A 12612-nucleotide genomic window follows, 5' to 3' on the forward strand; every position below is an offset into this window, starting at 1 on the left:
TAAGAAAATACCCATATTTAAAGTTTCACATAATTATAAAATATGAAAAATTTTAAATTCCCACTTTCTATATATTTATTGAGTCATATGAAACGGATAGAATCCACCGATAACCCATATAATATTTTGGTTGACAAGGACCTAGTATCCTACTATGAGTTCATCTTTAGGTTCTATCAAGAACTTGGAAAAGTGAAAGGAACCCCGAAGAAAATATCCACTTTAACTACTCTTCTTATGATATTTCAAGATCTCACCCAAAAACAGCTCCAAGCTCTTACGGGATATTCACTCACAAGTATTTCCAATACTTTAAATGTTCTTCAGAACGTAAATTTTGTAGAAAAAATTAGAATACCGGGTACGCATACATTCCAATACCATATGCCCCCCCAAATTGAAAATGCAATTAAACAGAGTATAATTCGCACCCATCACCTCCTTAAGGATACAATCACCTATTTTCGTCAGGTTCATGGTGAGTTGACATCCCCACAATTGAATCAGTTGCAAGGAGCATCATATATACAGACTCAACTGAAAGTAAACATTAAACACTTTGAATTTGTCAATCATGTATTGGAAAATTTTCTAGGAACTCTGAATAATCAAGATATCACAGAGATGGGAAACTTAGAAAAACAATATGCTGATGTGTTTAAGCCAAAAAATTTTCCTGAAAAGTATATTTTTAGAGATTTAGATGCCATAATCGCAGGTATTGAGAAGCAAATAATATCACACTTACAAAAATCGATCTTCCAGCCGAAAAAGGGAACATCCAAAGCCTTACTGATGCCCTATTTCATCACACGTGAATTCCTTACTCAAAAAGATTTAAAAAAAATTAGCAAATTATCTGTGGGCCAAATTTCGGGAGGTTTGAAGGAATTAACCCAAAAAAATCTATGCGGATTTAGTACTAACCTATTATCAAATCCAAAATCTAATCGGCCCATTAAGGTGTACTACATAAAATCCCTCCCCTATAGCCTGATATATCGATTAAGACAGATTTTTGACAAAATATTCGAATTTAAACCATCCTTTTTGAAAATGCAGAAGGAATTAAAACAGAAGAAATCTGAATGGAACGATAAGAACGGATTTAACAAAATTTTAAAATATTTTACCGAATTTGTGTCTATTATTACGAAGTATGAAGAATTTAATAATTATATTCAAGAAATAGAGCAGTTTATTTAGTTTATGGCAGTTTTATAGCGAAATTTATATAATATTTGCTTAATAGTATGCACAGGGTAAGTAAAATGTTCTTCCCTTTTGGGAAGGCGACTATAAAAGATTAGGGCTTTTGTCATTAATTGAGCTTGATAACAATTCTACCGAAAATTCTATCAGGAAATATTAAGTGATGATGATTCTTTCAAATCCCGCTCCAATGACAAAAACAGAACAAGTATAATTCGTTTTGGGATTTGAATGTTTTACAACATTCCTTGAAAAATATCAAGGAGTAAAAAAACCGACTGATGAGAGATTCAATCTAATTAAATACGACATGAAAAGAGCTTGGATGCATTTTTCCAGTAAATATCTTCTAAAACTTCAAGGGGAAGATCCAACCCATTGATCACAGTTCCCATCCTGCTATCGGGGTCAGTAAAAGGAAGAGGTAAATTCACAACATTGGTCTCGAAAAGGGCTTGATAGGTCAAATACCGGGTATAGTAATAAAGAGGTTTCTTTTTCTTTCGTTGCCACCCGAAGGAGAGATCTGAACCCCATAAGATTCTATTATGATATTTTTTTAGAAAAGTATTAGAATTCGCGGGATTTCGGGAGAGTTCCCGAGCCATCCATCGTGCCGAGCTGGCATCCACATAAAAATTAGGATAGGTATCAAACCACCGACCAAGGTTTACTAAATTTTCCGGTTGAGCACCAAAATGAGCCCCCAACACCTTCATTTTTGGATATTTTTTTAAAAATTCCTCAAATTCATGAAGATGACTTTCTTTGGAACCATACTTGCTTTCGGGAACATAGACGTTTTGATACCATATATCGGGATCTGAATTATGCACTAAAAAAACTAAGTCCAAATCCTCGATTCGAGAAAACATGGGTTCATACATTGGATTCGATAGTTTGCTAGCGCCTTCTTTTTCTCTACTAAATTTTTTTGTATAAACACTAAATCGAGGGGCAAACCATAATTTAATCACGGAAAAACCTTGAGAATAATATTTATCAATTGATTTGGCAGCTTTACTTGGTTTACCTTGAAGAAATTGCAAACTGGGAAAAAATCGGGCAAATGTAATCATATCATGGAGATCAGGTGATATTTTCTTAATCAAATTAGTATTTACGATTGCGAGCATGCGTTGAATATTAAAATCTTGAGCATATTGGATATTTTTCTCCAACGCTCGTGAGCTCCAAACGTGTGTATGTGCATCAAATTTAGGACCTATATATTTTGAGGGAAGAAGAGAATATTCTGAGTCAAGATTATTGGATGCAAAAGTGCTAAGCGAATTGTTTTTCACCATTTACCAACGAGGGTTTAAATTGTTCTTGAAAAATAAAAATGTTTGTAAAAAAGAAGATGAAGACTAGCTACCATGTTATATGAAATTCACAAGTAGCGTCGCCCTTTGAAGTACATTTGGTCTGTTCTACTTTCCCTGTTTTAATTCCAGCCATCTCAAGGATCCCTAAAAAAACACCTTTATATAGTTTACAACTATAATCTGGTGCTTCCGCCTCAACAATGACATCTCCATCGTCTTTCTTAATGAATTTTCGCGGTTTTAGTCCATTTCCCTTATGATTTGCTTTAAATCCTTCAGCTTCGAACAGAATGTAATCTAAAGGGGTTTTTAAAGTTGGGGGTAATCCAGATGTTTTCTTTATCGTTGGATACACTTTTTGACCTAATGTAACATACGCACGATCGCCTGTTGGGGAAGCCTTTGCATACGCATCCATTGCATGGGCAAAAATTTTAGTATCATACCATCCTTCTTGATCCAATTTATTATAATGCAAATTTGTTTGTTTAAATATATATTCATCCGCTTTAGCCTGTGCATCCTTATACGCACCCATTAAGGAAATAGCCAAGCTTATGAACTTTCCTTTTACCTTAGCCATGATTTAAAATCACTAGACGAAGTATTTATATTTTATTTTTTACATTTTTTTCAAAAAAAAAAATATAATTGATCATACTTCCTATAAAAAAGTCCAAAAAGGGACAACCCAAAATCATTTAAAAAAGAGGAACATAGATCAGATGAGCATAACTGGGGATAAATTAACATCAACAAATTTAAGGTAACAAGGAAAATGGAAATAAGATGGAAAAAATGAATAAGCCCTTTTTAGAGATTTCGGTGGTGTCTACAACAGATGCAAGTTTGGATGTGGTTGAAGTTCTTAAAAAAATTAAAAAAAGCATTATGGAATATCCAGGGAATCCACCTTTATCAGCTAAAATTACTACTAAACCATCGGTTTTATTCACATTTGCATCTTTAAACCATTTTAAGGCAATGTATGAAAAAGATTATCGTATATATTCATATTTATATGAGGAAATAATCCAAAAACAAGTTGACTTATCTGCAAACATTTTCAAAACAGGTGCAGAGAGTCTTGCAACTAACTTGACCCAAGAATCCACAAAAAATAAAGAAAACTATATTGTATTGCGTTATTATTCAAACAATATAGCCCCTATGCGACGTCATTATCAATTAATTTATAAGGTAAACGAGATCTTTGGGTTTCAAATAACCAATGAAGAGGTTCAAGATGGATTTTTACGATTCTTTAAAACCAGGGAAGATTTTGAAGGATTATCAATAGGGTGCGATGAAGTTGCGAAATGGATGGAAGTCTTTCGGATTTTTAAAATTGATGTGGAACATCCGAGTATCAAAGAATTCATTGAGATTATCCAATCCTATTTAGGTTAGAATTTAGAAAAAAAGAAAGAATTAACTCGATATGAATTGAGAAAAACAATCGCCTTTTCTTTAGATATTAAAAATATCCAGTATATCTAAGCGTAACAAACGGGGTAGCATCAACAATTCTGCAGCCCTTGAACCATATAATGCCCCAAAATGTTGATTATGTAGCTTAATTTGATCAATAAATTGACGTTTTTCCGGAGGGAATTGAGATTCATAAGTCAAGATTGCATCAAGCTTCTTTTGTAAGACTGAAGAGATATCGACTAAGAATGAATTGTGGGGAATTTGGCCCGACATCATAGCTCCGACAGGAAAATAGAATAATTGCTTGATTGTATGTACAGGATAAGTGAAGTGTTCATCCCATTTGGTGAGGCGACTATAAAAGACCGCTGCTTCCGTAATCAGCTGGGCTTGGTAGTGATCTGGAGAAGCCATAATAGTTTTTCCTCCCATCGTGATTACTATTTCAGGACGATGTTTGCGAAATACATCCCCTAAGGAAACTCGAGCCTCAAAAGAATCCATCAACCTCCGATTAACACAGCAATCCAATGTCAATCGATCTATCCCTAGAATTTCAGCCGCTGCAGAAGCTTCTTTTATCCGAGTGTCATGATCCCCTAGGGGAGTTGGTTCTCCATCCGTTAAATTTACAAGCAAAACTTTTTTTCCTTTTTTTGCAAGGGTCGCCATTATTCCTCCAATCCCAATTTCAGCATCATCAGGATGGGCAGTCACAACAATAACATCATATTTTTCTTCTTTCCTCGTCTCCTTAAGTTCAGTCATTTTTTATTCACCTTTTTTCATATACTATCCATTTACCAGTAGATATCAGTGAATAAATGCAACTATTAAGAAGTGGAGTTTATAAAAATTCAGTGACAAAGCGCAGGAAATTATAAAAAATAATTAAATGAATAGAAGAACAAAGGGGAATAAAAAAGAATAAGAATCGCACGAATATTCTCTCACCCAATTTTTCATTTTTTTTTATCAATTTCAAAGCCTCAATAAACGATGTAATATATTTTGAATCAAATGAATTCATATACCAATTGGATCTAAAAGTCTAATTATGAAAATGACTTAAAAGGTATTATGGTGTTAAACGAAATTAAAAATCGACGATCAGTGCGAAAATTCAAACCAGAGATGATTCCCGACGAGAAAATAACAGAAATCATCAAAGCAGCACAATTTGCACCTACAGCAATGAACAATCAAGCCATCGAGTACATAATAATTAAGGAACAAACTATCAAGGATCAAATTTTTGAAATAACCGAACCTAAACAAGAGTTTGTAAAAACAGCCCCTATCATCATAGTTCCTTTTACAAATACCGAAAAAACCAACTTGGCAACTCAAGATTTAAGCTTAGCATCAGAAAACATTTTCCTACAAGCAGCAGCTTTTGGATTGGGAAGTGTATGGAAAAATTGTTATCCTCCGGTCGCGAAAAAAGTAAAATTCATCCTCAATATCCCAGAGAAATACACATTGATAAATATAATTCCAATTGGAATTCCAGAAGAAAATCCAAAACCTTATGGTGATTTCAACTTTAAATCTGAAGGAATTCACACTGAAAAGTATGGCACTAAATTTAAAATAAAAAATGATTTAACAAGGAAAAACAAATGAATTCAAAAGATGATTTCTGGGATGATATGGACGCTTTGATTCCGAAAATGCGTAAAGCAGTTCGATCTGCACTTACACAAGATATTGCCACAATTGACCACGATTTAGCCCATCAGAGTAAAGAACGGAAACTAATTCGCACCAGCTTAGACTTTTTACGCAAAAAATGGATTTTAGAACTTATCTATATCATCGATTTATTAAAAACACCCTTTTATACAGACATCCACAATCATCTCCCCGAAGTCAATACAAAAACCCTTATTTCAAGATTAAAGGAGTTAGAAGAACTAGAAATGGTGAATCGTCTTGTAATTAGCACCCAACCTATTCGAGTCCAATATAAACTCACAGATTTTGGAGAAGGCATCTATGAATTAATTTTACCATTACTTTCATTTTATTCAGAAAAAATGAATAGGAAACAGAGATCAGACCAAAAAAAACCAGAGTAAAAATATGAAACGTAAATATATTTTACTGATATGAATTAGTTAAAGATTTCATTACATTTTTGGGATGAATTCCTTTACATGAAATTTTGCTAATTTTAAGGAAAATTAATCTACATCCTTGAATCGTTATTGTGTTTTTTGTGCATTCTATCTTTGATTAAAATTAAAAATACACCTATACTAATTACTATTCCTCCAGTCCATATCATAATGGATGAAAACAAGATTCTATCAAACAACCATCCAAAGAACCATATGATTACTGGTCCTCCAAAAATACTGTTACGCATACTACTCATTGCCGAGAGCACTGAGGCTCTTTGGGAAGATTTTATATAAAGATTTTCAAAGTTTTCAATAACCAAAAAACCCATCTCACGATTCATAACCAATAATCCCACCAATATACTCATCCCCCACCAAGATGTGATCATTCCCATGAAAATAAATATCAGACTTTGTGAAACAATCACTCCATAAAAAGTGGCTCTTTCTCCCAAGAAATCTACCATCTTATGAACAATTGAAGCCCCAAAGGCGCCCAAGAGCAAAAAGAAAGCAAATAAAAAAGGAATATACTGATCCGAAACCCCTAATTCTTGAAAATGGAATTGAGAATAAATATCCCAATATGATTCAATGAAAACACCAAAGAAGAGGGAAAAGAATGTGATCCATAAAATATCACGATTTTTGAACACGATACTCACCGATTTTTTCATTTGAGAATAAATGGATGGAGTGAGTTTCGTTGAAGATTTGAGGGGTGGCTCATGTACAAAAGATAAGAGTAAAATTGCACACCCCATAGTGACAATCTGACAATAATATGGGATGCGAGGATTGATTACAAATAAAAAACCACCTAAAAGCATGCTAAAAGTCGTCGCTAGAAGCCCCAGTGAGGAAAATTGCCCTTTTACTTTTAAAAATGTATCGGATTGACCTTCAGATTGTAAAATGTCATAGATCAAAGCAGAATCTGCGCCTGATCGAAAAGCAAAATCACAACCATTCAAAATTCCAGCACATATTAAGATTATCCAATTGGCAGAAGAAATTGCAAATAAAATCATTAACAAAAACCAAGAAAAGTAACTTAAGAGAATCGAATTTTTCCTTCCTTGACGATCTGCAAAAACACCGCTCGGAATATCAACAAGAAGAATAGTAATAGAGGTAATGGCTTCAAAAACGCCTATCGATTCGAAGGTAAAACCGATATACTGGAAAAATAAAATATATATGGCATTAATAAAACCAATGCGATAAGCGATATGGGAGCATGCAAGTTTCCGTAGATTAGAGTTCATATTTTTGCTTCCTTTGAGGATATGGAAGATTAAATGTTACAAAACATTTGTGAATATGAACCTTTTGAAATCATCCTAAAAAAAATGAACTCAAAACTACCAAACAACTTATACTTTTTTGATTATCGAAAATAAAAAAAAAATATGAAGAAAAATATTCTTGTAATGATTTACCCCAACATGGCAGATTTTGAAATGATCCTTGCATGTACAAGTATTTCCAAGTCAGACAAATATAATATAGTCCCAATTGGGGATGATTTAAACCCTATTGTTGCGGAATCAGGACATACATACATCCCAAAAAGAAAAATAAAGGATATTCCAATGATGCAGAACATTGAAGGTTTAATCATTCCAGGAGGATGTGGAATGATTGCATCTTCTGAATTGATAGAGCTAATTAAAAACCTCCACTCTAAAAATAAAATGCTTGCAGCTATTTGTATAGGACCAGAATATCTTGCTACAGCAGGCATTTTAGATGAATTGAAATACACAACTTCAATGAAACCAGAATATTACATTGAGAATGGTCGATCAGATCCCTTTAACTGGGAAAATAATACAAACACACGCATATGGTTGGAGAAAAATATTATTACTGCTAAAGGTGAAGCTTTTGTAGAATTTGCTTTAAAAATATGGGAGTACTTGGAAATCATGACACATGAAGAACTTCAAACGGAACGGGCAGAATTTACTCCCGAATGGTGTCAATAAGTCACCTTTTTTTATTATTTAAGTAAAAATTTTTGAGAAATATTGAAAAAAATCATTTTTCACTCGCCACACTTTTGAAGAGTAGAATAACCGGTAAAGTGCCAAATACATAGATTCCCATAGTCACCAAAAAGTTTAAGCGAAAATTGTTATTCGGACCAATAAGATATCCCCCAACCACAGCCGAAACATTCCAAAATAAGCCCCACGCAAGGGCTTCTAAAGAATTCCAGAGCCCACGTTTTTCTTTAGGGATAATGTCCATAAGGATGGAACGACTCAAAGGTTGGGCCGCATTCATGAATGATCCCCGCAAAATAAAAATAATAATCAAGAGCCACATCGGAGGGTAGGTAGCAATAATCCCTAAGCAAATTGTAGCAACTGCCTGGACCAGGAAAATCATTTGAGGACGTCCATTTGCTTTCGAATATCTTTGGGCTAAAAGTCCCGAAAATCCAGTTGCAATTGATGTAAGTCCCGAAATAATTTGAACCAAAATTGGAGACATGGTATACTCTTCCATGAAAAATATGGGAAAGAATTTGACTGTCATTCCTGCTCCAAGCCCGATAATAATGTTGCATCCTACTAAGATATAGGGAATGAATTTCGTTGGTATCAATGGGATTTTCGTTTTTGTGCGGGAAGAGTCAAATGCAAACGGTAGATCTCCTTGCGGTTCCTCATTTTCAGTTGTTGTGTCTGGAAGTGGGATTGAATCGCTAAGAGAACCTAAAGATTTCTTATCACTGAATAAAAACATCATTGCTAAGGAAATTAAAGAAAATATTAGTCCTACTCCCATCACCCATTTCAGAATAGACAGATCCCATTCATCACCTAGGATTAAAAAGAGAATAATATTTAGAAAAGGACCGATTGCCATACCAATTTGTCCAAACATTTGTCTCCAAGAATATATAACAGACCGATCCCCTGAGGGAACAGAATCAGCAAACAATGCTTCTAAAGAAGGACGGGTTAATCCTTGATAAAGTCCCCAAATAATTAAAGATATAAAAATCATAGTTAAGGTATTTGCAAAGAATAAAATTCCAGCACTTATTAACCCAAATACAGCAGCGGCTTTTAACATCCAATCTCTTCTAAAGCGATCAGCTAAGAAACCAGAGGGAAAAACCACAATTGTCATAGTTACACCCGTAGCAGCAGAAGTAAGACCAAGTAATTGACTAGAAGAATCCGATAGTAAGTAAATAAAACTACTCAATACATTCCCCATCCATATTCCTCGACCAAGGGATTGCATAAGCGTAAACCACAAAACTAAGCGGACATTATGATTTAAATTACGAAATGATTTGAGTTTTTGAAACATTATGACATCATCAAAGAGAAAGATAGATTGATTAAAGACGCAAATAGTATAAACATTCTGCTTTAACGTTTTTGTTAGAACGTTTTACAAAAGCGTAATTGAAAAGATATGATTTTTGATTTTTAGGATGTTTTATTTCAGATCCAAACATTAATTGAAAAATTTTGATAACAAGTTAACATCTAAGCTTTTAACCAAATAAAAGAATCTATCTACCTATGGGAGGCTTTTTCGGAGTTATTTCTAAAGAAGACTGTGTCAATGACCTGTTCTATGGGACAGATTATCATTCACATCTCGGTACAAAAAGAGGTGGTCTAGTTGTTCAAAATTCAAAGCGGATGAATCGAGTTATTCATGATATTACCACCGCACCTTTTCGACCAAAATTTAAAGATGATATCAAAAAACTACATGGGAACAAAGGGATTGGGATTATCAGTGATTTTGAAGATCAACCGCTAATTATTGGTTCCCATTTAGGAATTTATGCAATTGTGACCGTAGGGAAAATTAACAATTTGGATTCCCTCGCAGGCCATGCTTATAACAAGAAGCATACTCATTTTTCAGAAATGAGTGGTGGAGAAATTAATCCAACCGAATTAGTTTCAACACTTATCAATCAAGAATCAAATTTTGAAATCGGATTACAAAAAGCTCAAGAACTCATAGAAGGGTCTTGTTCAATTCTCCTTCTCACTGAAAATGGTATTTATGCTGCTCGAGATAAACTGGGACGTACTCCAATAATCATCGGAGAAAAAGCAGGTAGTTATGCAATTACGATGGAAACGTGTGCTTTTCCAAACCTTGATTATACAATTAGTAAATATTTGGGTCCGGGGGAAATCGTTTTAGTGACAGAAGATATGGTTGAAATAAAATCTCCAGCTAAAGAAAAATTGCGCATCTGCAGTTTTTTATGGGTGTATTATGGATATCCAGCATCCAATTATGAAGGAATTAATGCAGAAGTGGTTCGAAATAGGTGCGGTGCGATTCTCGCTCAAAATGAAGACATAGATATTGATTTAGCCGCAGGAGTCCCCGATTCGGGAGTAGCACATGGAATTGGATATAGTAATGAAGCCCATGTTCCCTATCAACGACCTTTCGTAAAATATACACCCACATGGCCACGAAGTTTTATGCCTACAAATCAATCTACACGGAACTTGGTTGCCCAAATGAAATTGATTCCCATTCGGGAACTAATTGAAAATAAAAAATTGCTATTTTGTGAAGATTCCATAGTTCGAGGTACTCAATTACAAGATACTGTCCAACGATTATATGACTATGGAGCGAAAGAAATTCATATGCGTCCAGCATGTCCTCCGTTGATCTATGGGTGCAAATACTTGAATTTTTCACGTTCGCGATCAGAAATGGAACTGGCAGGAAGATGGGCGATGAAGGAGATCGAAGGTGAAAATCCTCCAAATTTAGAAGAATATGCAAATGAAGGATCAGAAAAATATCATCAGATGGTAGAGGTTATTCGGAAAAGGATGAATCTCACCACTTTGAAATATCAAAAGTTGGATAATTTGATAAAAGCGATAGGTCTCCCTAAGGAAAAACTCTGTACATACTGCTGGGATGGACGAGAATAAAACCTATATACTTTTTTTCCTTATTATTACGAAATAATGACCCAAAATCCGATAATTATTGAAACTTATTCCTCTGAGTGGGTCAGAGAATTTAATCGGATTCGTGAAATTTTGACGAAAACACTTATGGGAGATTTTTTAACGATTGAGCACGTGGGCAGTACATCAATACAAGGATTATCGGCCAAACCAATATTGGATATCACCATAGTTATTGATTCACGCGACTTGCTACCAAAGATTATCACAAAATTAAAGTCAATAGGTTATATTCATTGTGGAGATAAAGGAATTCCGGGACGGGAAGCTTTTGAAAGATTGTCATCTGATGTACCCTATACAAATCCACCGCACGTCTGGATCCATCAACATTTATACGTATGTGATAAAGAAGCGGAGCAATTGAAACAACATCTTCTGTTTCGAAATTATTTACGAAAACATCCAGATGAAGCTTTACTTTATGGACAATTGAAACTCCATCTTGCTGGAAAATATCGCCATAATCGTGAAGCCTATACTAATGCTAAAACAGATTTCATCTTGGAAATACTTCGTAAGGCAACAAAAGAAAAAACCTATGGAAACATCTAAAAGGAAAATAAAACAAGAGAACTCAATGAAGACTCATACGAAGGGAATTTTAGCAGCAACTTTTAATTATACTTTCATTGGGTTAAGTTTTCTTTTTACAAAAATTTCTGTCGCTGTTGCTCCAGTTTTCATTGTACTTTCCTTACGATTTGTGATTTCATTAATAATACTTCTGCTTTTTAGTATCCTTTCCCATACCCATTTTTCGATCAAGGAATCCTTGAAGAAAGATTGGAAACTAATTGGAATATTTTCTCTCCTTCAACCAATCTTGTTCTTTATTTTTCAAGCCTATGCATTGAATCGAGTTGATAGTACGGAAGTAGGCTTGATTTCCTCGACGTCCCCTGCTTTAGTCGCCTTACTAGGATTCATTATTTTGAAAGAATCCTTATCAACGAGGAAAATAATTGGCTTAATTTGCTCTCTTGGAGGATTACTATTTATTTACATCATGAAGGGGGCGCTCGCTCACCCAACTGATATTTGGGGGATAATGTTTATAATTAGTGCTACCCTCACCGGTGCCTTATATCAAGTTCTGGCCAGGAAATTGTCAAAACATCATGATCCCTATACCCTCACCTTTATTCGTATTTCAATTGGGACAATTATATTCTCGTTAATTTCCTTAACTTCGAGAAATTGGCAAGTTTTTTCTTTCAGTGAATTACAAGAGCCTATTCAATTCTACCTCGGCCTTTTTTACTTAGCATTATTCACAACAGTGGGAACTTCCATTTTAACCATCATAGGACTGAAACATCTCAAAGCGGCAGAGCAAGGAATATTTGCGGGGTTAGCCACCACCATCTCCATTCTTGCAGGAATACTTATTTTATCTGAATCTTTTTACTGGTATCAAATAATAGGGGCTATTTTTACCATCCTCGGTATTTATCTGATGAATTCAGCATCTCAAGAGAAGGAAGTTATTTGCTAAAAATTGGCTATTGAATTGTTTTA

Annotated in this window: 13 protein-coding genes; 8 read left to right on the forward strand and 5 right to left on the reverse strand. The window is 34.5% G+C overall.

The features are described 5' to 3' along the window. Positions 1 to 87: 87 nt before the first annotated feature. A complete protein-coding gene (locus NEF87_RS05355) occupies positions 88 to 1206 on the forward strand; it encodes a hypothetical protein (protein WP_457918981.1) in 1119 nt (372 codons plus the stop codon). Positions 1207 to 1511: 305 nt separating this feature from the next. Here the strand turns inward: NEF87_RS05355 and NEF87_RS05360 are convergent, their stop codons facing one another. Both NEF87_RS05360 and NEF87_RS05365 read right to left on the reverse strand, forming a co-directional pair. Further along, the gene (locus NEF87_RS05360) at positions 1512 to 2519 is read right to left on the reverse strand and encodes an amidohydrolase family protein (protein ID WP_457918982.1); all 1008 of its coding nucleotides are present in this window, start codon (positions 2517 to 2519) and stop codon (positions 1512 to 1514) included. A 67-nt stretch (positions 2520 to 2586) separates the two neighbouring features. Beyond that, positions 2587 to 3123: a V4R domain-containing protein gene (locus NEF87_RS05365; RefSeq protein ID WP_457918983.1), complete on the reverse strand. Its 537-nt coding sequence runs from the start codon at positions 3121 to 3123 to the stop codon at positions 2587 to 2589. 215 nt (positions 3124 to 3338) lie between these two features. Between NEF87_RS05365 and NEF87_RS05370 the strand changes: the two genes are divergently transcribed. Continuing rightward, positions 3339 to 3950, forward strand: a complete 612-nt coding sequence (locus NEF87_RS05370; protein WP_457918984.1) for a hypothetical protein — start codon at positions 3339 to 3341, stop codon at positions 3948 to 3950. A 60-nt stretch (positions 3951 to 4010) separates the two neighbouring features. Here the strand turns inward: NEF87_RS05370 and NEF87_RS05375 are convergent, their stop codons facing one another. After that, the gene (locus NEF87_RS05375) at positions 4011 to 4742 is read right to left on the reverse strand and encodes a PIG-L deacetylase family protein (RefSeq protein WP_457918985.1); all 732 of its coding nucleotides are present in this window, start codon (positions 4740 to 4742) and stop codon (positions 4011 to 4013) included. A 312-nt stretch (positions 4743 to 5054) separates the two neighbouring features. Between NEF87_RS05375 and NEF87_RS05380 the strand changes: the two genes are divergently transcribed. Both NEF87_RS05380 and NEF87_RS05385 read left to right on the forward strand, forming a co-directional pair. Further along, on the forward strand, positions 5055 to 5600 hold the full coding sequence (locus tag NEF87_RS05380; RefSeq protein WP_457918986.1) for a nitroreductase family protein: 546 nt from the start codon (positions 5055 to 5057) through the stop codon (positions 5598 to 5600). Beyond that, positions 5597 to 6055, forward strand: coding sequence for a winged helix-turn-helix transcriptional regulator (locus NEF87_RS05385; protein ID WP_457918987.1), 459 nt, complete (start codon positions 5597 to 5599; stop codon positions 6053 to 6055). Before NEF87_RS05380 ends, NEF87_RS05385 begins: the two co-directional genes overlap by 4 nt. A gap of 110 nt (positions 6056 to 6165) precedes the next feature. Here NEF87_RS05385 and NEF87_RS05390 read toward each other — a convergent pair whose 3' ends face one another. Then, positions 6166 to 7368, reverse strand: coding sequence for an MFS transporter (locus tag NEF87_RS05390; protein ID WP_371805371.1), 1203 nt, complete (start codon positions 7366 to 7368; stop codon positions 6166 to 6168). Between the two features lie 144 nt (positions 7369 to 7512). On the opposite strand from NEF87_RS05390, the gene NEF87_RS05395 reads away from it, so the two are divergent. Next, positions 7513 to 8091, forward strand: a complete 579-nt coding sequence (locus NEF87_RS05395) for a DJ-1/PfpI family protein (protein ID WP_371805372.1) — start codon at positions 7513 to 7515, stop codon at positions 8089 to 8091. A gap of 52 nt (positions 8092 to 8143) precedes the next feature. Here the strand turns inward: NEF87_RS05395 and NEF87_RS05400 are convergent, their stop codons facing one another. Continuing rightward, complete coding sequence (locus NEF87_RS05400; protein ID WP_371805373.1) at positions 8144 to 9433, reverse strand: MFS transporter; 1290 nt, start codon at positions 9431 to 9433, stop codon at positions 8144 to 8146. 218 nt (positions 9434 to 9651) lie between these two features. On the opposite strand from NEF87_RS05400, the gene NEF87_RS05405 reads away from it, so the two are divergent. The 3 genes from NEF87_RS05405 to NEF87_RS05415 are packed head-to-tail and all read left to right on the forward strand — an operon-like array spanning position 9652 to position 12589. Then, positions 9652 to 11052 (forward strand): amidophosphoribosyltransferase, encoded by a 1401-nt coding sequence (locus NEF87_RS05405; RefSeq protein ID WP_371805374.1) that lies wholly within the window; start codon positions 9652 to 9654, stop codon positions 11050 to 11052. 36 nt (positions 11053 to 11088) lie between these two features. Beyond that, positions 11089 to 11646 carry a GrpB family protein gene (locus NEF87_RS05410; protein ID WP_371805375.1) on the forward strand — a complete coding sequence of 186 codons (558 nt, stop codon included), beginning with the start codon at positions 11089 to 11091 and terminating at the stop codon, positions 11644 to 11646. 25 nt (positions 11647 to 11671) lie between these two features. Continuing rightward, positions 11672 to 12589, forward strand: coding sequence for a DMT family transporter (locus NEF87_RS05415; RefSeq protein ID WP_371805376.1), 918 nt, complete (start codon positions 11672 to 11674; stop codon positions 12587 to 12589). Positions 12590 to 12612 lie beyond the last annotated feature (23 nt).

The organism is Candidatus Lokiarchaeum ossiferum, assembly GCA_025839675.1.
Lineage (GTDB): Archaea > Asgardarchaeota > Lokiarchaeia > Sigyniarchaeales > Promethearchaeaceae > Lokiarchaeum > Lokiarchaeum ossiferum.